Origin of the sequence: Nonomuraea sp. SBT364, assembly GCF_001083785.1 — a bacterium.
GTDB lineage: Bacteria > Actinomycetota > Actinomycetes > Streptosporangiales > Streptosporangiaceae > Nonomuraea.
The window spans coordinates 1-22,331 of sequence record NZ_LAVL01000042.1 but is presented as its reverse complement, the minus strand read 5'-3'; the positions used below and the strand labels follow the sequence as shown (position 1 = coordinate 22,331).

Annotated in this window: 14 protein-coding genes; 9 read left to right on the top strand and 5 right to left on the bottom strand. The window is 73.0% G+C overall.

Translation table 11 applies throughout. The features are described from left to right. Positions 1–8: 8 nt before the first annotated feature. Positions 9–1,454, bottom strand: coding sequence for a galactose-binding domain-containing protein (locus ADY59_RS20300; RefSeq protein WP_049564384.1), 1,446 nt, complete (start codon positions 1,452–1,454; stop codon positions 9–11). Between the two features lie 312 nt (positions 1,455–1,766). Between ADY59_RS20300 and ADY59_RS20295 the strand changes: the two genes are divergently transcribed. Then, positions 1,767–5,495, top strand: a complete 3,729-nt coding sequence (locus ADY59_RS20295) for a S8 family peptidase (protein ID WP_231618803.1) — start codon at positions 1,767–1,769, stop codon at positions 5,493–5,495. On the opposite strand, the gene ADY59_RS20290 is transcribed toward ADY59_RS20295, so the two are convergent. Together ADY59_RS20290 and ADY59_RS20280 are read right to left on the bottom strand one after the other, a co-directional pair. After that, entirely contained in the window at positions 5,480–7,579 is a 2,100-nt protein-coding gene (locus ADY59_RS20290) for a WD40 repeat domain-containing protein (protein ID WP_156325614.1), read from the bottom strand. The genes ADY59_RS20295 and ADY59_RS20290 overlap by 16 nt on opposite strands. Before the next feature lie 43 nt (positions 7,580–7,622). Continuing rightward, positions 7,623–9,821, bottom strand: a complete 2,199-nt coding sequence (locus tag ADY59_RS20280; RefSeq protein WP_053174948.1) for a glycoside hydrolase family 95 protein — start codon at positions 9,819–9,821, stop codon at positions 7,623–7,625. A gap of 99 nt (positions 9,822–9,920) precedes the next feature. On the opposite strand from ADY59_RS20280, the gene ADY59_RS20275 reads away from it, so the two are divergent. From ADY59_RS20275 to ADY59_RS20245, 7 genes are all read left to right on the top strand, one after another. Continuing rightward, positions 9,921–10,424 (top strand): hypothetical protein, encoded by a 504-nt coding sequence (locus tag ADY59_RS20275; RefSeq protein WP_082310256.1) that lies wholly within the window; start codon positions 9,921–9,923, stop codon positions 10,422–10,424. Continuing rightward, a complete protein-coding gene (locus ADY59_RS20270) occupies positions 10,424–11,830 on the top strand; it encodes a hypothetical protein (protein ID WP_049564376.1) in 1,407 nt (468 codons plus the stop codon). The genes ADY59_RS20275 and ADY59_RS20270 overlap by 1 nt, the downstream gene beginning before the upstream one ends. Further along, positions 11,827–13,125: a vWA domain-containing protein gene (locus tag ADY59_RS20265; protein WP_049564375.1), complete on the top strand. Its 1,299-nt coding sequence runs from the start codon at positions 11,827–11,829 to the stop codon at positions 13,123–13,125. Before ADY59_RS20270 ends, ADY59_RS20265 begins: the two co-directional genes overlap by 4 nt. A 12-nt stretch (positions 13,126–13,137) precedes the next feature. Then, complete coding sequence (locus tag ADY59_RS20260; RefSeq protein ID WP_049564373.1) at positions 13,138–14,253, top strand: ATP-binding protein; 1,116 nt, start codon at positions 13,138–13,140, stop codon at positions 14,251–14,253. After that, positions 14,250–17,066, top strand: a complete 2,817-nt coding sequence (locus ADY59_RS20255; protein WP_049564371.1) for a DUF5682 family protein — start codon at positions 14,250–14,252, stop codon at positions 17,064–17,066. The genes ADY59_RS20260 and ADY59_RS20255 overlap by 4 nt, the downstream gene beginning before the upstream one ends. An 87-nt stretch (positions 17,067–17,153) precedes the next feature. Next, the gene (locus ADY59_RS20250; RefSeq protein WP_053174945.1) at positions 17,154–17,819 is read left to right on the top strand and encodes a sensor domain-containing protein; all 666 of its coding nucleotides are present in this window, start codon (positions 17,154–17,156) and stop codon (positions 17,817–17,819) included. 49 nt (positions 17,820–17,868) lie between these two features. Next, complete coding sequence (locus tag ADY59_RS20245) at positions 17,869–18,534, top strand: AIM24 family protein (RefSeq protein WP_231618802.1); 666 nt, start codon at positions 17,869–17,871, stop codon at positions 18,532–18,534. Here the strand turns inward: ADY59_RS20245 and ADY59_RS20240 are convergent. Continuing rightward, positions 18,531–19,679: an AI-2E family transporter gene (locus tag ADY59_RS20240; protein WP_082310255.1), complete on the bottom strand. Its 1,149-nt coding sequence runs from the start codon at positions 19,677–19,679 to the stop codon at positions 18,531–18,533. The two genes, ADY59_RS20245 and ADY59_RS20240, sit on opposite strands and share 4 nt — an antisense overlap. 45 nt (positions 19,680–19,724) lie before the next feature. Continuing rightward, the gene (locus ADY59_RS20235) at positions 19,725–20,996 is read right to left on the bottom strand and encodes an FAD-binding oxidoreductase (protein ID WP_049564369.1); all 1,272 of its coding nucleotides are present in this window, start codon (positions 20,994–20,996) and stop codon (positions 19,725–19,727) included. Positions 20,997–21,110: 114 nt separating this feature from the next. Between ADY59_RS20235 and ADY59_RS20230 the strand changes: the two genes are divergently transcribed. Beyond that, positions 21,111–22,331, top strand: a 1,221-nt coding sequence (locus ADY59_RS20230) for an ATP-binding protein (RefSeq protein WP_231618801.1), incomplete at its 3' end; no start/stop codon positions are given.

The window sequence follows — 22,331 nt, the reverse complement described above, 5'->3', positions numbered from 1 at the left end:
CGAGGGGATCACCGGTAGACGCGGACGTAGTCGACGAGCATCCGGGCCGGGAACGGCGTGGAGGCGTCGGGCGGGCCGGGCCAGTCGCCGCCGACCGCGAGGTTGAGGATGATGTAGAAGGGGTGGTCGAAGACCCACGGGCCGCGGGTCCGCTCCACCTCTTCCTTCGACAGCGTGAAGACGGTCCGGCCGTCGAGCGTGTAGCGGATGCCGGTGCTGTCCCAGTGCGCTGCCCAGACGTGGAAGTCGTCGGAGAAGTCGGCGCCGCCCGGCAGCGTGTAGGAGCCGCCGATGCCGCCGCCGCCGTTGTAGGCGGGCGCGTGCACGGTGGAGTAGGCCGTCTTCACGTCCTTGCCGAGGACCTCCAGGATGTCGATCTCGCCGTTGTACGGCCACGGGCGGCCGGTCAGGAAGTCGGCGCCCATCATCCAGAAGGCCGGCCACAGCCCGTTGCCCTTGGGGACCTTGACCCGGGCCTCGACCCTGCCGTAGGTGAAGTGGAACTTGTTGCCGGTGTTCATCCGGTGCGAGGTGTACTGGCAGGTGCCGCCGGGGCAGGAGGAGCCGGGGGTGGCCTGCCTGCGGGCCTCCATGACCAGGCGGCCCTGGCCGTCCAGGGCGGCGTTGTCGTTGTTCGTGTAGTACTCCAGCTCGTTGTTGGGGCCGGTGCCGGTGACGTTCAGCGTCTGCTTGAAGCCGGTCCCGGACGTGGTGCTGTGGATGGTCGTCCAGCCGTTCGCGTCGGGTGACACCTGGATCTGGTACGAGATCGCGTACGCCGGATCCCATTGCAGGACGACCTTGCTGATCTGGGCGGTCGCGCCGAGGTCCACGTAGATCCATCCCGGGTCGCTCCAGGCGGCGGTGGCCCAGCGGCTGGCCGGGTCGAGGTCGAAGGCGCGGGCCGGGGTGCATTCCCAGCAGTTGCCGTCGTTCTGTGAGCTGGAGGCGACACCGGGCTTGCCGTACGACAGCAGCCGCTCGGCGCTGGAGCCGCCGTCGCCGTACACCTGGAACTCCCAGAGCGAGTAGCCCCACTGGGTGGCGCGCTGGGTGCCGTGCACGCGTACGTGGCGGCCGGTGCCGGTGACGTCGAAGGTCTGCGTGCCGCCGGTGGCCCCGGTGGCGCTGTGGACGGTCGACCACGTGGAGCCGTCGGCCGAGACCTGGATCTGGAACGCGGTGGCGTGCGCGGCCTCCCAGGTGAGGACGACACGGGTGACGGCGGCGCTCGCGCCGAGGTCGACCCGGATCCACTGCGGGTCGGAGAAGGCGCTGGACCAGCGGGTGCCGGGGTTGCCGTCGACGGCGGCGGAGGCGGGGAAGGCCGCGCTCTCCGTCGAGGAGGCGGTGGCCGGCCTGCCCTGGGACAGCAGCGTGGCGGCGGCCGCGGGCAGTGCGGTGAGCAGGGGCGCGAGGAGGGCGAGGACGAAGACGATCAGTCTGAGGCGCATGAGTCACTCCGGAAGTCGGGGGAGCGCTCCCTAATTAGAGGATTGGCCGTGTCATGAAAATCTGTCAAGGCCCTATTTAACGGCGGTGTAACCAGCCGTTCAGCTTGACTGCGTGTGAGAGAGCGCTCTCTGCGCTCTTTCTGGGGCGTTCTGGGGGCTGGGTGGCGGGTTCACGACAAGTCCAGTTCTGGCCATGGCGACCTCATAGACAGCGTGAGATCGCGGCCAATAGGAATTCGGTAGTTCTGATTACCACATGCCTTGGAGGACTGTCGGATGTCTAGTTTGGGGCGATGGCGCCGAGGGGCGGTGGTGGGTGTCTCGGCGGTCCTGGCCGTCTCGGCGCTCTCCGTGCCGGGCGCGGGCGCCGAGAGCGCCCCGGCGGCCGGCGGGTCGACGGCCACCGGCGAGATCACTTTGATCACCGGCGACCGGGTGCGAGTGCGGGCGGTCGACGGCGAGAATCGGACGGTGACGGTCACCCCGGCGCCGCGCGCCGACGGGCACGTGCCGACGTTCCAGACGCTGGAGTCGGACGGCGAGCTGACCGTGATCCCGGACGACGTGGCGGCCCTGGTGCCCGACCGGCTGGACGCGGCGCTGTTCAACGTGACCGACCTGGCCGAGGAGGGCTACGGGGCGTCGATCCCGCTCATCCTCACCTACCGGGACAACGTGCCGAAGGCCGCGATCCCGGCCGTCAAGCAGGCGCGCACGCTGGAGAGCATCGGCGGCGCGGGCGTGTCGGTGACCGCGGCCGAGGCGGGCAAGCTCGGCGCGGAGCTGGCCAAGCTCGCCGCCGCCGGCCCGGCGGCCCGCGCGGCCGGACCGCTGGCCGCCGTGGAGAAGATCTGGCTCGACCGCAAGGTGGAGCCGTCGCTGGAACACAGCGTGCCGCAGATCGCCGCGCCCGAGGCGTGGGCCGCCGGCTTCGACGGCACCGGCACGACCGTGGCCGTGCTCGACACCGGCGTCGACGGCGCGCACCCGGACCTGGCCGGCAAGGTGGCCGACCGCCGCGACTTCACCGGCGAGAACGCCACCGGCGACCCGCACGGCCACGGCACCCACGTGGCGAGCACGATCGCCGGGAGCGGCGCGGCCTCCGAGGGCCGCAGCAAGGGTGTGGCGCCCGGCGCGACGGTGGTCGACGGCCGGGTGCTCGGCGGCGACGGCAGCGGCCAGCTCTCCTGGATCATCGACGGCATGGAATGGGCGGCGGGCGAGAAGCGCGCCGGGATCGTCAACATGAGCCTCGGCAGTCCCGACTCCGGCGGCCCGCTCACCGAGGCCGTCGGCGCGCTGTCGCGCCAGTACGGCACGCTGTTCGTGGTCGCGGCCGGCAACGACGGCTGTGACGGCTGCGTCGGCACGCCCGGCGACGCCCCCGACGCGCTGACCGTCGGCGCCGTCGACCGCGAGGACAAGCTCGCCGTCTTCTCCAACCGGGGCCCGATCGCGGCGACCCTCGCGGTCAAGCCCGACGTGACCGCCCCGGGCGTCGGCATCGTCGCCGCCCGGACCGGCGGCACCGCCCAGGACCAGCCGTACACCGCCATGTCGGGCACCTCGATGGCGACACCGCACGTGGCAGGGGCGGCGGCGCTGCTGCGGCAGGCCCGTCCCGGCATCACCGGCCCGGAGCTGAAGGCCCTGCTGATGGGCACGGCGAAGCCGGGCCAGGACATCGCGGTCGACGCGCAGGGCACCGGCCGGATCGACGTGGCCGCGGCGCTCAAGGGCGCGGTCGTGGCCTCGACCGGCTCGGCCGAGTTCGGCAAGGTCGTCCCCGGCGAGGAGAAGAGCCTCACCGTCGCCTACCGCAACCTCGGGCAGACGCCCGTCGAGCTGGACCTCACGGGCAGCGGCGGGTTCACCGTCGAGCCGGCCAAGGTCAGCGTGCCCGCCGCCGGGAAGGCGGAGGTCAAGGTCACGCTCAAGGGCGACGCCCCCGGCCTGCTGCGCGAACACCTCACCGCGACCGGTCCCGGCGGCGTGACCGTGCGGACCCTGCTGTCGGCCAGCGTCGAGCAGCGGCGCGTCGAGCTGCGGGTGCGCGGGATCGCCCGCGACGGGCGCGACGGCCGCGGCGGCTTCACCGTGCTCAACCTGGACGAGGGCACGCTGGTCGGCAGGCTGCTGCCGGGCGAGCCGGCCCAGCCCTGCACCGAGCAGAAGTACGGCAAGGGCACCTGCCTGCTGGTGACGCCCGGCACGTACTCCGTGCTCGGGCACATCTGGACGATGCCGGCCGGGCAGGACAGCACGGCGAGCGGCAAGCCGCTGCACGAGAGCCTCGTCGGCGACCCCGAGATGGAGATCACCGGGAACACCGAGGTCGTGCTCGACGCCCGCAAGGCCGTCGAGGTCAAGATCAAGACGCCTGACCACCGCACCAAGCGCAACCTGGGGGCTGCGGCCCAGCTCATGTGGTACCGCGCCGGGGACCAGGGCGCGGTGCTGCGCGGCGGCACCCACATCTCGCCCGGCGGCCAGATCGAGGAGCGGCTGTTCGTGCAGCCGACGAAGAAGGTCACCAAGGGCACGTTCACCGTCGCCACCCGGTGGCGGCTGGAGGCGCCGGCCATCACGTTCGGCGCGCCCGGCCTCGACCTGGAGCCCTACTACTACGACCCGGTCCACTTCAGCGACCTGTCCACCGAATACCCGCGCCTCGACGGGACCGCCCTGCTGATGGCGGCCGACGCCGGCCGGGGCAGCGCGGCGGAGATCGCCAAGGCCCGGCTGCGCGGCAAGCTCGCCGTCATCCGCCGCACCCCCGGCGTGCCCGTGTCGACCCAGTCGAACGCCGCCGCGGCGGCCGGGGCCAGGATGGTCGCCATCTACAGCGACACTCCCGGCGCCGACATCAGCTCGGGCGGCGCCGGCGTCAAGCTCGCCGTCCCGACCGTGCGGCTCACCCACGAGGAAGGGGTCAAGCTGGTCGAACGGCTCAGGCGGCTGCCCGTCCCGGTGCTGGCCAAGGGCATCGTCGCCAGCCCGTACGCCTACGACCTGTACCTGCGCGAGGTCGGCCGGGTGCCCGACTCGCTCGACTACGTGGTCCGCGCCAAGTCGCTGGCCAGGGTGGAGACGGACTACCGCAGCCAGCTCTCCGACGACGTGACGGTCAACGAGGCCCGCTACGTCTTCGAGCCGTGGGACACGCTCTCCATCACCACCAACCGCCCGCTGGCCAAGGCGCCGCGCACCCGCGTCGACTACGTCAGCCCGGGCGCCGACCTGCGCTGGGCCACCAGCGCCGGGACGCCGGAGCGGCCCTACAACAGCCTGTGGCCGCACCCGGACACGCCGCGCATCGGCCTGTCGCTGCCCGGGTTCGCCACCTTCGAGGCGGGTCAGCGGGTCAGCCGGAGCTGGTTCAGGCAGCCGCTGCTGCCCGGCACCAACCCGCGCAACCCGCTGCGCCGCGAGGGTGACCGGCTGCGGCTCGCCATGCAGGGGTTCGTGGACGCCGACGGCAACTTCGGCGAGACGTACACCAGCGACTTCGAGCGCGGCATGAAGACCGATTTCCGCCTCTACCAGGGCGACACGCTGCTCACGCAGACGAACTACCTGCCGTCGGGCCGGGTCACCCTGCCGGCGGAACAGGCGTCCTACCGGATCGAGTACGACCTGCGCAACGAGGCGGAGTGGGCCAGGCTGTCCACCCGCACGAGGGGCGTGTGGACGTTCGGCTCCGCGCACGCCGACGGCACGACCGTGATCCCGCTGCTCATGGCCGCCTTCGACGCGCCGGTCGACCTGAAGAACCGGGCCCGGTCCGGCAAGCTCGGCGTGCGCCTCTTCCACCAGGAAGGAGCCGAGCAGAGCGACGTCAAGGACGTGGCCCTGGAGGTCTCCTACGACGACGGCGCCACCTGGAAGCCGGCCAGGCTGAAGGACAAGGGTGACAAGCGGTACGAGGCCAAGGTGGACCGGCACCGGTCCGGGTTCGTCTCGCTCCGGCTCACCGCCACCGACGTCAACGGCAACGGTCTCACCCAGGAGGCGATCAGGGCCTACGCGACGCGGTAGGGCCACAGCAGGATCGTCTCCTGCGGGCCGCCCGTGAGGACCTGGCGGTCGCCGGCGGCGAAGGCGCTCGAATACACCTCTTCGAGCGCCTTCCCGACCGGCTTCCGCGTCGTCAGGTCCCAGAGGCGGCGCACCGGCCCCCTGTCCACCAGGGCGACGGCGTGCCCGCTGATCATCGCCGAGCCGACGATCAGCGCCCCGTCGCCCTTCTGGCCCCGCAGGTCCACCGGCGGCGCCAGGTCCCGGCCCGTCACCGGGTCCAGGATCCGCACGACGCCTATGCCGTCGCTGGTGGACAGCAGTGCCGGGCGGCAGCCGAACTCGCCGGCGTGGGCGATCCAGATCCCGGACCGGCCCGTCTCACCGGGCAGGGGCGGCGGCACCGGGAAGGCGGAGACACGTCGCCCGGTGGCCGCGTCCCAGACCTCGACCCGGTGCTGGTCGTGCAGGACCGCGTAGGCGTGGGCCCGGATCACGACCAGCGCGGCGATCGTCGCCCAGCTCGTGTCGAGGGGGAAGGCGGAGAGCACCCGGCGGGTGCGCAGGTCCCAGGCGCGGGCGACGTGGCCGTCCGCACTCGTCTGGACGGCCACCACCGCCGGGCCGCCGGGCCGCCGCACCACCACGACGCCGTGCAGCCGGTCGCGGGCGCCCCGGCCGCGTGGCAGCGGCAGCGTGCCGAGCTCGGAGCCGGTGCGGAGGTCGCGCACGGCGATCCGCCACGGGTAGCCGGCCGTCACCGCGACCGGGACGCCGTCCAGGTCGGCGGTGGCCAGCGAGCCGAACTCGTCCGGGTCGGCCGCGCGGGCGGGCCGCATCGGCGCTCCCATGAGCGCGTCCCGGGCCGGGTTCCACTTCCGCAGCGCGCCGTCCCGCTCGGCGGTCACCGCGAACGCCCTGCCGTCCCGCCCGGCGAAGGCGGCGAGTTCGACGCCGTCCCGCGGCGCCGCCGGGCTCCGGCCGCCGACCGGCTTGCGGGCGCGGACGTCCCAGAGCCTGACCGTGCTGTCCGCGCTGCCGCTGATCAGCACCTGCCGGCCGTCCAGCACGCCCGCGGCGACGGCCGTCACCGCTCCCTTGTGGCCTTTGAGCGTGCCCCGGCGCGTGCCGTCCGGGGCGCGGAGCGCGATGGCCGCGGGCACCGACGCGGACAGGTCGTGCGGGTCGTCGGTCAGCCGCCCGAGCGCGAGCAGGCCGCCGTCCAGCAGCGCGGGCGCGCTGTAGCCGGCCTGGTCGGGATCGGCGTGCACGAGCATCGCGCGGCTTTCCTGCAGGGCCAGGTCGAAGCGGTGGACGCCCAGGTAGGAGTGGACGAGCAGCATCGTCCGGCCCCGGGTCTCGGTGATCCGCATCCAGCGCGGGTCGGCGTACTCGTCGTCGATGAAGAAGGGCTCGCCGATCGGGCGGGCGGTGGCCAGGTTCCAGACGCGGAACGGCTGCTCCTCGCCCTCGTAGGCGACCAGGATCTCCTTGCCGTCCATCCGGCCGGCGGCGATGGCCCGCGCGCCGCCGGTCCTGATCGTCCGGACCTCCTTGAGCGTCGCGGTGTCGATGACGCGCACCGAGGGGCCGTGGCCGGCGAACAGGGCGGGACGGCCCCGGTAGTGGCCCTGCGCGAACGCCGTCTCCTCGGGGAAGCGCATCAGCACCTTCCTGGCCGCCAGGTCCCACAGCCGGGCCCCGTACCCGCCCTCGGTCAGGACTCCGGCGCGTCCGGCCAGGTCGACGAACGTGACGCCGGTTCCGTCCAGCGGTTCTGCGGCGGGCCGGAAGCCGGGCAGCCGCCAGAACCTGACCGTGCCCTCCGCGCCCGCCGAGAGGGCGATCGGCCTGCCGTGGAGCCGGCCGAAGTCCACGGCCGTCACGTCGGTGTGCCCGCCCGCGGTCAGCGTCCTCGGCCTGCCGAACCGGACGGGCGAGGGTGACGGGCAGTCGGCGGGCGCGCTCCAGGACGCGGGCGCCGTCCCGGTGGCCACGGGGACGGCCGGTGGGCTGGCGGCCTCTCGCGGGACGGAGTCGCCGATGAGCGGGACGCACAGGGCCATTGCCGCGAGCAACGCCGCCGGCCGCCTGATATGGATCACGATGGTTTGATGCGAAACCTCCCGTGATCGTTCCGGTGGCCCCCTATACGACCGGCATGATGCGGTACGTGCGTCCCGCCTCCGTGGGCACCGCCAGGACGCCGGACCCGGGGTGCCGGAGCCTGGCGATGCCGCCGAGGGCCGAGGTCAGGCGGATCTCCGTCGCCCGGCCGGACGCCCAGGTGACGCCGACCGTGAAGCCGCCGCGCGCCCGCAGGCCGTCCACCGAGCCGCGCGGCCAGGCGGCCGGCAGCGCGGGCAGCACGTCGATGACGCCCGCGTGGCTCTGCAGCAGCATCTCGGCCAGGCCGGCGGTGGCGCCGAAGTTGCCGTCGATCTGGAACGGCGGGTGCGTGTCCCACAGATTGGCCAGCGTGCTCTCCCTGAGCTGCTCGGTGAGCATCTTCAGCGCGTGGTCGCCGTCGCGCAGCCGCGCCCAGAAGCTGATCTTCCACGCCTTGCTCCAGCCGGTGCCGCCGTCGCCGCGCCCGCCGAGTGTGACCCGGGCCGCCTCCAGATGCGCGGGGGAGGTGAGCTGACGCCCGGGGTGCAGGGCGTACAGGTGGGAGACGTGCCGGTGCTCGTCGCGCGGGTCGTCGAGGTCGGCCTTCCACTCCTGGAGCTGGCCCCAGGAGCCGACGCGCACGCCCGGGTCGAGCCGGTCCAGCGCCGCCCGCAGCCGCTCGCGCAGCTCGGCGTCCACGCCGAGGACGCCGGCCGCCTCCAGCGTCCCGGTGAACAGGTCCCACACGATCTGCTGCGGCATCGCGGCGCCGGCGGTGAAGTCGCCGTGCTCGGGCGAGTAGCTGGGGGAGACGACCAACAGCCCGTCACGCGGGTCCGTACGCAGGTTGGCCAGCCAGAACAGGGCCGCCTCCCGCATCGCCGGATACGCCCGCTCCCGCAGGAAGCCCTCGTCCCCGCCGAACAGGTAGTGCTCGTAGAGCTCGCGCACCAGCCAGCCCGCCGCGTCCGGCATCCAGAACGACGTGGCCCAGTCCTGCACGCCGGTGAACCCGAACGGGTTGGTGTTCTGGTTCACCACCCAGCCCTCGGTGCCGAACAGCTCCTTCGCCGTCCGCCGCCCCGGCTCGCGCAGCGCCTCGATGAACGCGTGGTACGGCTCCGCCGTCTCGGCCAGGTTGGTGACCTGGGCCGGCCAGTAGTTCATCTGGATGTTGATGTTGGTGTGGTAGTCGCACTCCCACGGCGGCGTGTTCGACTCGTTCCAGACGCCCTGCAGGTTGGCGGGCAGCGAGCCGGGCCGCGACGAGGCGATGAGCAGGTAACGCCCGTACTGGAAGTAGAGCGCCTGCAGCCCGCTGCCCCGCCCGGCCAGCGCCTGATCCGTGGGCAGGTCGGGCAGCGGTTCGCCGAGGTCGAGCCGTACCCGGTCGAACAGCTCGCGGTGGTCGGCCACGTGCGCCCGCCGCAGCTCGTCGTACGGCGGCGCGCCGCCCACGGCCGCCGTCACCCGTTCGTGCGGGTCCGGCCCCCGGTAGTGCGGGTACTCGGGCGCGTAGTCGGTGCCCGCCGAGAACACGAACGTCGCGCTGTCCGCCCCGCTGACGGTGACCGTCCCGTCCCCGTCGGTACGGGTGCCGCCGTCGGTGAGCACCTGGACCTGGCCCTCGTAGCGCAGCCCGTTGCCCGGGAGCGCACCCCGGACCCGCAGCCGGCCGTCCCGTACCGTGACGTCCTCGCACCCGGGATGGCCGCCGGCGAAGCGCAGCGTGAAGCTCACGCGGCCGGGCCGGTCGGCGGCGATCCGGCCGGCGACGACCCCGGCCGGGTGGCTGGCCAGGTATTCGCGCGTGAACGTGACCCCGTCGACGTCCCGGTAGGTCACGGTGGCGACGGCGTCGCCGAGGTCGAGGGAGCGCCGGTAGCCCGCCGGGTCGTCCGGCGCGTCCGGCACGTCGAGCAGGAGCTCGCCGAAGGTCTGGTACGCGCCGAAGCCGGTCGGCGGGGTGCCGAGCCGGGCCGCCACCTCCCCGGGCGGCAGGCTGCCGTGCTCGTCGAGGGCCCGCTGGACCTCCTCGACGGCGCCGGGCCGTGGCCGCGGCCAGTTGCCCGACAGGTAGCCGTCCTCGCCGGGGCCGCCGGTCCACAGGGTCTTCTCGTTGAGCCGCAGCCGCTCGGTCGCCACGGTGCCGTGGACGGTCGCGCCGAGTGCGCCGTTGCCGATGGGCAGCGTCTCGCTCTCCCAGCTGGCGGCAGGCCGGTCGTACCAGAGGATCACCGCCCAAGCCTAGTCATCTTGGGTGAATCGCCCACTCTTGTCAGTGGCCTCCGCTACATTGCCGGTTCGTTGATCAAGAGCCCTGGAGGTCAGAGGATCGTGAACGCGGACCCAACCGCGTGGGAGCGGCGCAGCGTCACCCTCGTGGTGCCGCCCGTCCAGCCGCGCAAGCTGGCGAAGGTGCCCTTCGTCGAGCTGGCTGACGGGCGGCTGCAGGGCGTCGTGTCGAGCGGATCGGACATCGGGCGGGTGTACGTGTCCTTCATCGCCGCCGGAACCCACGGCTTCAACTGCAGCACCAACAACAACCGGCCGTGCGGCGGCCTCTACAGCTCGCCCTGCAAGCACCTGAACTCGCTGGTGGCCGAGGCGATCGTGCAGTACGGCGCCGGGCGGGTCGCCCGCTACCTGCGCGTCGACGGCGCCGAGACGATCGAGTCCAGCTACGACCTGATCAGGGCCCTGAACGGCGGGCACGAGCCGGGGTCTGCGGCCGTGGTGTTCAGCCGGTTCCTGCGCCACCTCGGCTACCTGGAGCTGCCGGCCACCACGGCGCCCGTGGCCGAGATGCACTGGTTCCCGTCGACGGGGGCGGTGCGCTGATGCTCGAAGTACAACTCGGCGCGCTCGACGCCGGCCTGCCGCCGGGCGTCGAGGAGGCCCTCGACCTGGTCGCGGCCTTCGACGAGGCGCTCGCCACCGGGCTGGGGCGGCTCAGCCAGCAGGGCGCCCAGGCGGTCACCGGACTCGCCGCCGCCGTGGCCGCGAGCCCGCTCGGCGACCGGGACGCCGAGGCGGCGGAGAAGGTCGCCACCGGGTCCGTGGCGGGCGAGCACCTGACGATCCTGGCCGGGGCGCGCGCGGCGCTGCTCGGCGCGGTCGCCGACGCCCTGCTGGCCAGGCTCGACGAGGCGCTCGGGCGGTCCCGGGCCCCCTGGGAGGAGCCCGCCGATGGCGAGGCCGCCGCCGTGCCGGAGAACCTGCTCGTCGGGTGCCGGTCGTGGCTGCACGAGGTGGCCATCACCGGGTGGCGCGGCGTCGGGCACGACCTCGTCGCCGCCTCCGACCAGGCCATCGAGGCCATGCTCGCGGAGCCCGCGCTGCGCCGGCCCGCCGTGCTGCTCGACGGGCTGGCCGGCGAGCTGCGCGCCTCCAGCCCGGTGGCCACGATGGAGAAGCTGCCGGCCCGTCGCTGGGCCGACCTGTGGACCCGCGCCCTGATGCTCACCCAGCCTGGCTGGTCCGGCGCCGGCGACCCGGGCGTCCCGGTGTCGGGGCGGCTGCTCATCCTCGGCGCCGACGTGCACGAGCACGCCACCGCCGTCCAGCTCCAGGTGCACGGCGTGCTGGAGCCGAAGGACGGCGGCACGCCCCGGCTGGTGCGCACCGCCGTCTCCGCCACCAAGGTCGACACCATCGTCGGCCCGGCCGTGTGGGGCGTGCTGCAGGACCACCCGGTGCTGCTCGGCGCGCTGGCCAGGCACCTGTCGCTCGACCTCACCGACATGCCGCTGCTGGCCTCCGGCGACCTGCTCTGGGACGACGCCAAGGCCGCCGCGGGCGAGCTCGCCGCGCCGTTCTCCACCGCCCGCGTCCAGCTCGCCGGCGCGCTCGCGCCCGCCGGGCCGCCGCTCGACCGGCACCCGGTGGCCATCTCCGAGCCCGTGTTCGTCGAGGGCTACAAGGCGGCCAAGGTCGACGGCGGCCTCGAGTTCCGGGTCGGCGGCCAGGCCATCACGGTCACCACCGACCGGCTGCCCGGCTGCGGCCCGCTCACGCCGCAGCTCCTGGCCACCTCCACCGCCTGCATCGGCCTGCTGCGCTGGGACGGCCGCTGGCTGCTGCAGCCGCTCGCCGTCCAGTCGACGGTCAAGCGCCAGCCGGTCGCCGCGCACACCGGCGACTGGGCGCTCGGCCCCACCGATCCGAAGGTCGTCAAGTCCCTGGCCAGGTCGGGCGACGCGGTGGCCGTACTCCGCGAACGAGCAGGACGGTTGCTGCGGAAATGACCGATACCCGCGCCGAGGAGAACCGGCGCCAGGTGCTGCTGTGGCGGCTGCTGGCCCGCGTGTTCGACACCGACGAGCAGCCGGCGCTCGAAGCGGCCAGCGTGGCCGTCGTCGACGCGCTCGGGCTGCCGCCCGCGCTGCTCGACCCGTCGGTGTCCGTCGACACGCTGGTGCAGCGCTTCCCCGAGCTGGCCGGCGAGTTCCGCGACCTGATGGTGCCCGGCGACGACGAGTCGCCGCGCGACCGGGCCCGCACCGCGGCTCTGGCGTCCAAGCTGCTGCTCAACCTGTTCGCGACCGGTACGGGCGACGTCAGCGCCACCAAGCTGGCCGCCTGGCAGCAGGACGCGGGCTGGTTCGAGCAGGCGCTCGGCTGCGAGCCGGGCGAGCTGCGCGCCCAGCCGGGCCGCAACGAGCTCGGCGGCCTGCTCGCCGGGCTCGAAGGCGACCTGGTCAAGCGCATGCGGCTGCGCGAGGTGCTCGCCGACCCTGCGCTGTCGAGGCAGCTCACGCCCAGCATGTCGCTCATCGAGCAACTGCTGCGCGACAAGGACAACCTGTCGGGCGTCGCGCTGGCCAACGCCAAGGCGCTGATCCGCCGCTACGTCGACGAGGTCGCCCAGGTGCTGCGCACCCAGGTGCAGAAGACCAGCGCCGGCACCATCGACCGGTCGGTGCCGCCCAAACGGGTGTTCCGCAACCTGGACATCCAGCGGACGATCTGGAAGAACCTCCCCAACTGGAACGCCGAGGACGAGCGGCTCTACGTGGACCGGCTCTTCTACAAGCACACCGCCAAGCGCACCGTCCCGGCCCGCATGATCGTGGTCGTCGACCAGTCGGGCTCGATGGTGGACGCCATGGTCAACTGCACCATCCTGGCGTCCATCTTCGCCGGGCTGCCCAAGGTCGACGTGCACCTGATCGCCTACGACCACCGGGCGCTCGACCTGACGCCGTGGGTGCACGACCCGTTCGAGGTGCTGCTGCGCACCCAGCTCGGCGGCGGCACCAACGGCATGGTCGCGATGGCCCTGGCCCGCCCCAAGATCATGGACCCGCGCAACACCGCGGTGGTGTGGATCTCCGACTTCTACGACAACCGGGAGGTGCAGACCGAGTTCGAGTCGCTGCACCGCTCGGGCGTGAAGCTGATCCCCGTCGGGTCCGTCAGCAGCTCCGGGCACCAGAGCGTGGACTCCTGGTTCAAGCAGAAGCTGAAGGACCTGGGCACGCCGGTGATCTCCGGCCACATCCGCAAACTCGTGTTCGAGCTCAAGAACTTCCTCAACTAGGAGAATCCCCAGATGACCGACGAGATGCTGCGCGCCCCCGCCGAGGTCAAGTACGCCGAGGAGCTCGACTGGCTGGAGTCGATCGACGACGGCCCCAAGCCGTTCTCCTGGCGGCTCAGTCCCCGCATGGTGCGGCTGTTCGTGCTCGGCTCCGAGCGCTCCGACGGCCTGGACCGGGAGATCGCGCAGAAGTGGTTCGGCGACCGGAGCTTCGTCGAGCGGGCCATCGTCACGCTGGCGTCGGACCGCGGCCTGCTGCTGATCGGCGACCCGGGCACCGGCAAGAGCTGGCTCGCCGAGCTGCTCGCCGCCGCCATCTCCCGCAACTCCACGCTGGTCGTGCAGGGCACCGCGGGCACCACCGAGGACCACATCAAGTACTCGTGGAACGTCTCCATGGTGATCGCCAAGGGGCAGTCGCGCGAGTCGATGATCCCCTCGCCGATCATGACGGCGATGGAGCAGGGCGTGATCGGCCGCTTCGAGGAGCTGACCCGCTCCACCAGCGACGTGCAGGACGCGCTCATCTCCATCCTGTCGGAGAAGTACGTGTCCATCCCCGAGCTCGACGACGACAACATCGTCTTCGCCCAGCCGGGCTTCTCCATCATCGCCACCGCCAACAGCCGCGACCGGGGCGTCAACGACCTGTCGTCGGCGCTCAAGCGGCGCTTCAACTTCGTCCGCATCCCCGTCGTGACGAACAAGAAGAGCGAGGCGGAGATCGTCCGCTTCCGCACCACCGAGCTGCTGCGCCGGCACAACATCGACCTGGAGCTGCCGCCCACGCTGCTCGACATCCTGCTGCAGAGCTTCGCCGACCTGCGCGCCGCCGCCGCGTCCGCGCAGAGCGACGACGGCAAGCTGGAGTCCGCGCTGTCCACGGCCGAGCAGATCGGCGTGCTGGAGGACGCGATCCTGCACAGCAACTTCTTCGGCGACCGCACGCTGAAGGCCGAGACGCTGGCCGGTTCGCTGGTCGGCTCGCTGGCCCGGCGCAGCCCCGAGGACCTGGCCATCCTCAACAAGTACTGGCACGGGGTCATCGAGCCGCGCAGCAAGAAGGACGGCGGCGACTGGCAGGGCTTCCTCGAAGGCGGCCGCCAGGCCATCGCCACGCTCTCATGAGTCTCTTCGGCGCGCTGCGCGAGCAGCTGAACGATGCCGCCGAGACCTTCGCCGGCTCGCCCGGCGCCCTGTCCGAGATCCTCACGGGCATGGTCGACGACGTCGACCGGGCGCTGGGCGAGCGGCTGGAGATCTTCCCGGTGTGCCACCACTCGCCGGCCTCCGCCCTGGCCATGGCCAGGCGGCTGCGCGACAAGCGGCCGCAGGTCATCTACCTGGAGCTGTGCGAGGACCTGCGGCCGCTCCTCGACGAGCTGCGCACCTGCAAGCTGCCGGTGGCGCTGCAGGCGTTCGCCGCCGAGCTCGACGGCTTCCCCGAGAGCTGGGGGCCGCTCAGCGTCGTCGCACCCATCACCGAGGCGTCCGCCGAATACCAGGCCATCGCCTACGCGCTCGACACCCCCGGCGTCGAGCTGGTGCTGGTCGACCGCTCCTCCGACCACGTCTTCCAGTGGCACCCGCAGGAGGAGCCCGGCAAGCCCGCCGAGGAGGCCGGCCTGCACGGCGACGCGGTCGGGGTCGAGATCGGCGACCTGCGGCCCCGCTTCGCCGAGCTCGAAGAGCACCTGCTGCACCACGGCAAGGTCCGCCACTGGTCCGAGTGGTGGGACCAGTACGTGGAACAGCCGCTCTCCGGTGCCGACTACGACACCTACCGCCAGGTCATGGTGCTGATCGGCAGCCTGTTCCGGCGGCTGCGCCCGTACGACGCGGACAAGCTGGACCGTGACGAGGACCGCGAGCGCTACATGTGGACCCGCATGCGCGAGCACCTCGCCGCGACCGGCGCCGACCCCGCGCGCTGCCTGTACGTGTGCGGTGCCTTCCACGCGGCCAGCCGCGTCGAGGAGTTCGGCCTGGACGCGGCGCCTACGGACTTCGACATCTCCCCGCGAACCGCCACGAACTGGCTGTACGGCCTCATCCCGTCCAGCCACTCGGCCATCGAGTCCCAGTTCGGGCTGGCCCCCGGCTCGGTGTCGATCGCCGCCGCCACCTACGACAAGGCCGTCACCAGGAGCGGCGTCAAGCCGTACGCGCTCAAGGGGCAGCAGAAGGGCAAGCGGCCCGCCAAGCTGCCGCCCGTCGTGCCCCTGGTGGCCGCCGACCAGCTGACCGGGTTCCTGTCCAAGCCGCCGGAACGCGACCCGCTCGACGAGGCCGAGCTGGTCGGCTGGTGCGTCGACATCGTCCGGCTGGCCCGGCGCAACGGCTACCTGTCCAGCACCGCCGACGCCATCGCCGTGTACGAGACGTCCATCCTGCTCGCCGGGATACGCGGCAGGGCCAGGCCGACGCCGTACGACTTCCAGGACGCGGCCGTCACCTGCATCGAGAAGGACAGCGTGCCCGGCCGCCGGGACGTGCGCCGGCTCTGCGAGATCCTGCTCGGCGGCGACCGGATCGGCGAGGTCGGCTACCAGTCGATGCCGCCGCTGGCCCAGGACGTGTTCGAACGGCTCGAACCGCTCGGCTACGACATGAAGAAACGGGCCGTGCACCGGGTGCTGCTCGACCTGAACGCCTCCCCCGAGCTGCGGCCCTGCTCACAGCTGCTGTGGGTGCTGCGGCGGCTGATGCCCGACCATGCCGTGCGGCCCATCATGGGCAGCCGCCGGCTGGGCGAGCGGTCGGTCCAGGAGAGCTGGGACGTCGCGCTCGGCCACCACCAGCGGGCGCTCATCGAGCTCGGCTACGAGGGCGTCACCGTCGAGCAGGTGCTGGAACAGCGGCTGCGGCGCAGCGTGTGGGAGCCGAAGGCGACCGCCGCCGACGCGCTGCAGGCGGTCGAGGAGGCCATCCTGTTCCTGGGCGGCCGGCGCTTCGCCGACGAGCTCGGCGCGCGGGCCGTGGACCTGCTCGCCGCCGAGCGGAGCGTCGACGACGCGCCGGACGTGCTGCGGCGCATCCGCCGGCTGCTGGCCCACTACCGGACCACCGAGCCGGCGCTGCCCGAGTGGTGCGAGCGGTTCGTCACCACCGGCTACGCGCAGTACTGCACGCTGCTGCCGACCGCGTTCGTGGCCGAGGACGTCGGGGTGCGGCAGGTGGCCGCCATGCTCGGGTTCCTGTCGTCCATGGAGAGCCTGGCGCTGTCGCTCGGCTGCGACCGGGCGCAGCTCGAACTGGCCGTGCGGCAGTCCCATCCCGAGACGCCCGGCAAGATCGCCCTGCTGTGGGCGGCCCAGTTCCAGCTCGGCGTGCTGAAGATCGGCGAGCTGCGGGAGCGGTGCGCGGAGCTGCTGGACAACCCGCTGGTGGTGCCGTCGTTCCCGCAGTACCTGAGCGGGTTCGTGCAGGCGCTGGAGGCGGCGCCGGCGTTGACGCCGTTCGTGGTCGAGGTGATCTCCGGGGCGTTCGCGCGGCTGCCGGACGGGGTGCTGCTGCCCTGGCTGCCGACGCTCATCAAGACGCTCCGCTCGGAGGCTCCTGAGCTGGTCCCGGTCCTCATCCGGGAGGCCGGCCGCACCTTCCCCGCCACCCTGGCGGGCGTGGACACCTGGGCGCCCCCATGGCCGACCCCCTCCGGCCCGGGTCCGGGCGGGGGCGTCGCCGGAGGCGAGCTCGTCTCCGGCGGGCCGGTCGCCGAGCTCCTGGCCGCCCACCCCGCCCCCACCGACGCCGTGGCGGCGCTGCTCGGCTGCGAGGCCGCCTGGAAGCCCCTCACCCACGCGGGCGCCTTGCCGGACGGCGCCTCCGCATACGGCGGCTCCGGGGACGGCGGTTATCCGGAGGTGGCCGCGCTGCTGGAGAGGCATCCCGCCACGGCGGGCGCCGTCGCCGGGTTGCTGACGGGAGGCGCCGCCGTCTGACGCGCTCTTGGGGTAGGGACAGCCCTACCCCAAGAGGCCAGCGAGCGGGAGCGCCCCGCCAGGGCACCGGCTCGTACGTTTACGTACATGACGAACCTCCGCCGCCGCATCGCCGTCGACACCCGCTACGTCCTGACCGGCTTCCCGCTGGCCGTCATCGGCTTCTGCCTGGTCGTGACCGGGATCGCGGCCGGGGTGGGCAGCGCCGTCGCGTTCGTCGGCCTGCCGGTCCTGGCCGCCACCGCCCTCATGGCCCGCCGCTTCGCCGACGTGGAGCGGGCCGCGCTGCCGGAGGTGCTCGGCCGTCCGATCGCCCGCCCCGAGTACCGGGAGGCGCCGGTGTGGGCCGGTTGGTTCCGGCGCACGATGAACCCGGTGATCAACGGGCAGGCCCCGATGGACCTGCTGCACGCCGTCCTGTCGTTCCCGATCGCGATCGCCTCGTTCGTGTTCACCGTCGTGTGGTGGGCCGGGACGCTCGCGGGCCTGACGTTCCCGCTGTACGGCTGGGTCCTGGCCGGCATCCCCGGCTTCACCGAGGGCGGCCTGCCGGCGCTGCTCGGCTTCGGCACCGACGCCGCGACCTTCGTGACCTTCAACACCGTGGTGGGCGTGCTGTTCGCGCTGACTCTGGTGCCGGTGCTGCGTGGTGCGGCGCTCGTCAAGGCCACGCTCGCCCAGGCGATGCTCACCCGGCCCGCGTACGCCCCCCGCGCCGGGCTCGGGCACGCCGCGACTGTCGGTGTGTCCTGACCCCATATCGTGGGGGAGTCATAGGACATCCATCTCGAAAGGGGCGAGCGTGCGCAGCTCATTCTTCGGCAACATGGACCCCCAGCAGCTTCCGCCGGGCTTCGCCCTGCAGAACTCGAAGATGCTGCGCGTCCAGCTTCCCGAGGTGCTGGCCAAGCAGGGCTCGATGGTCGCCTTCCAGGGGCAGATGGACTTCGACTACGAAGGGTCCGGCAGCCTCGGCAAGCTGTTCAAGAAGGCCATGACGGGTGAGGGCGCCTCGCTGATGCGGGTGCGCGGGCAGGGCCAGCTCTACCTGGCCGACAACGCCGACGACATCCACCTGTTCTTCCTGGAGAACGAGGGCCTGACCGTCAACGGCCGCAACCTGCTGGCCTTTCAGCCGCAGCTCACCTGGGACATCCAGCGGGTACAGGGCGCCGGCATGGCGGCCGGCGGCCTGTTCAACACCACGCTCAACGGCACCGGCTGGGTCGCCGTCACCACGCACGGCACGCCGGTGGTGCTCGACGCGGCCGCCCTGCCGACGTACGCCGACGGGCAGTCGGCCGTGTGCTGGAGCACCTCCCTGCAGGTGGGCGTCAACCGCACCTTCAAGGCCGGTGCGCTGATCGGCCGGGGCAGCGGCGAGGCGATGCAACTCGCGTTCCAGGGGCAGGGCTTCGTCCTGGTCCAGGCGAGCGAGGGCCCCCCGGTGGTCCAGGCCAAGGGCTAATGGCTTTCCTGGCGGGGGAGGACGACCTCGGCCAGGATGAGCTGGATGGCGGCGGCCACCGGGATGGCGAGCAGCGCGCCGACGATGCCGAGCAGCGCGCCGCCGATCAGGGCCGCCACGATCGTCGCGGCGGCCGGGACGTCCACCGACTGCTTCATCACGCGCGGCGCGATCAGGTAGTTCTCCACCTGCTGGTAGGCGATGAAGAACACCAGGCAGGCGATCCCCACCGGCAGCGAGACGAAGAAGCCGACGATCGAGGCGACCCCGGCGCCGATGGCCGCGCCGATCAGCGGGATCAGGTCCGTCACGGCCACGATGATCGACAGCGGCAACGCGTACGGCACTCCGGCGATCGACAGGAACAGGAACGACGTCACGCCCGCGATCAGCGAGATGATCAGGTTGCCGGCGACGTACCCGCCGACCCGCCTCAGCACCTCGTCGCCCAGCAGCCGGACCCGCTCGCGGCGGCTCCTCGGCACCAGCCGGTAGCCGAGCCCGGTGATCGAGCGCAGCGACGCCAGGAAGTACAGGGTGAGGATCAGCACCGTCAGCGCCGAGAACAGGACGCTGACCACGATCCCCGCCGCGCCCAGCAGCCCGCTGAACACCTGCGACCCCATGTTGCCGCTGAGCAGGTAGTCCTGCGCCCGCTCCAGCAGCCCGAACCGCTGGTCCAGCTCTCGGATGCCCGGGTTGGCGAGAAGCTGTTCGATGTAGGTGGGCAACTGCTCGACGAACTGGCCCGTCTGCTGCGACAGCGCGGGCACCACCGCCACCCCGAACAGGCCGAAGAACGCGATCACCGCCGTGAACACGGCCCCGATCGCCACCCCCCGGCGCAGCCCGCGTTCCTCCAGCCAGCGGACCGCCGGGTTCAGCCCGACGGCGAGGAACAGCGATACGACGATCAGCACCAGCGCCGACGCGGTCACGGTCAGCGCCTGGACGAGCAGCCAGGCCGACAGCACGCCGAGCGCCGCCGTGAACCCGAACACGAACGGGCTTCCGCTGACGGGCCGGCCGGGTTTGCCGAACGGGGGCTTCTCGCCGCGCCGCCCGGCCAGGATGTGGGGGGCGAAGCCCTGGACCCGTACTGTGCGGGCGCCGGGCTGCGAATCAACGTCGGAGGGGTTCGTCACGGGGGCTCCTTGGCGGGGCCCCTCCTCTTCCCCGTCCGGGCGTGTTCAGCCCTGCGGGTCGATGTTGTGGTTGAGCCGGAACACATTGCCCGGGTCGTAACACCGCTTCACGGACGCCAGCCGCCCGTAGTCCGCCTCCGTGTACGCGTCGCGCACCCGGGTGCTGTCGGCCAGGAAGTTCAGGAACGTCCCGCCGATCCCGTGGCGGCCGAGCGTCTCGCCGAGACCGGGCAGCGCCTGGTCCACGATGATCGAGAACGGCACGCCCCGGTGGCCCACGGGCCCCGCGTCCGGCCCCGGCGCGGCCATCGCGCCGGCCCAGTGCCTCAGCTCCACCGTGGCCTCGCGGCCGGTCTCCACCAGCGCGCCGATCAGCTCGTCCGGCAGGGCCGGGAACAGGTCCAGGTAGCGCGCGGGCGTGCCGCCCATCGCCGCGTCCGCGTAGCGCACCGGGCGCACGCCGTCCACGAGCGCCGGACCGGCCGCCTCCCACAGCGGCCGCAGCACCTGCCGGCCCTGCTCCGGCGAGCCCGCGTACATGGCCTTGATGCCGAGCGCCCGGCTGCCGTCGGGCAGCGCGGTCAGCATGATCGCGGTGCTCACCTCGCCGGGCGCGGCCGCCGCCCAGTCGCGGTAGCGGGTCAGCGTCTCCCCGGCCCGCTCGTACGGGAAGTACGCGATGCCCGCGTACACCTCCGTCACCGGGTACAGGCGGAACTCCAGCGACGTCACCATCCCGAAGTTGCCGCCGCCGCCGCGCAGCGCCCAGAACAGGTCCGCGTTCCGGTACGCGTCGGCCGTGACGATCCGGGCGTCGGCGGTGACCACCTCGGCGCTCACCACGCTGTCGGCCGCGAACCCGTACCGGCGCGACAGCCATCCCACGCCGCCGCCGAGGGTGAAGCCGGTGACGCCGACGGCGGGCGACGAGCCCGACAGCGGCGCGAGCCCGTACGGCGCGGCGGCGGCCAGGACCTGGCCCCACCGGGCGCCCGGCCCGACCCGCGCCACCCTCTTGACCGGGTCGATCTCGACCCGGTCCAGCGCCGTCGTCCTGAGCAGGATGCCGCCGTCGGACGGGACGTGCGTGCCGTGACCGGTCGCCTGCACCGCCAGCGGCAGCCCCAGCTCACCGGCCGCCGCCACCGCCGCCCGCACGTCCTCGCGCCCCGTCGCCTCCGCGACCAGCACCGGCCGGGCGTCGACGGCCGGGCTGAGCGCCGCGCGCCCCTGCTCGTACCCCTCGCCACCCGGCAGGTGCACGGCTCCACGGAAGCCGGCGATCCGGTACGTCCTGTCCGCGAGCTGCTGCACCATGTCCCTGACCTCCTGTTTCTCGGCTGCTCTCAGCCTCTCGCCGGAGACCCCCGGGAGACATCCGTGGTCACCACGGATTCACCACGGAAAGTCCTGATAGGCGATGATGTGGAGGTGACGGTGTCAGGTTCGGGCGGGGTGTCGCGGCGTGAGGCGGAGGTCCTCCAGGCGCTCGGCGCGCGGCTCACGAACGCCCAGATCGCCGGCCGCCTGCACATCTCGATCCGCACCGTCGAGAGCCACGTGTCGTCGCTGCTGCGCAAGTACGGCGTCACCGACCGGCAGGAGCTGGCCGCGTTCGCCGTCCCGGCCGGGGAGATGGCCGGGCTGCCGGTCAGCCGCACCTCGTTCGTCGGCCGGGCGGCCGAACTGGAGGCGATCACCGCCGCCTTCACCGCCTCCCGCCTCGTGACGCTCGCCGGGCCCGGCGGCGTCGGCAAGACCCGCCTGGCCGTCGCCGTGGCGGGCGCGCTCGGGCACGGGGGCGCGTACGTGGACCTGGTGCCGGTACGCGACGGGTTCGTGGCCGAGGCCGTCGCGGCGGCGCTCGGCGTGTCCGAACAGCCGCAGCGGCCCCTGGACGACGCCATCGCCGACCGGCTCGGCACCATGCCCGCCCTGCTCGTGCTCGACAACTGCGAGCACCTGCTGGACGAGGCCGCCGGGTTCGTCGACCGGCTGCTGTCGCGCTGTCCCGGCACCCGGACCCTGGTCACCAGCCGCGAACGGCTCGGCATGCCCGGCGAGCGCGTCCTGGCCGTGGAGCCGCTGCCGCCGCACTCCGACGCGGTCGCGCTCTTCCACGACCGCGCCGCCGCCGCCGGGCAGGGCGCCCTCGACGCCGACACCGTCGAGACGATCTGCGCCCGGCTCGACGGGCTGCCGCTGGCGATCGAGCTCGCCGCCGCCCGCAGCGCCGCCCTCGGCGCCGAAGGGCTGCTGGCCGCCCTCGACGACAACCTGCGCCTGCTGGCCGGCGGCCGGGGAGCGGACTCCCGGCACCGGTCGCTGCGCGCCGTGCTCGCCTGGAGCCACGACCTGCTCGCGGACGCCGAACGCGCCCTCCTCCGCCGCCTCTCGGTCTTCACCGGTGCCTTCGACCTCCCGGCGGCCGTCGCGGTGGCCGGCGAGGGCCGCGTCCACGTCGCCGACGTGCTCGGGCGGCTGGTGGACAAAAGCCTCGTCCAGCGCGGCGCCGGGCGGTGGTGGCTCCTGGAGACCGTACGCGCCTTCGCCGCCGAACACCTCACCGCCGCCGGCGAGGCGCCCACCGTCCACGCCCGCCACCTCCACTGGGCCACCACCACCGCCGAAACCCTCACCCAGCACCTGCAC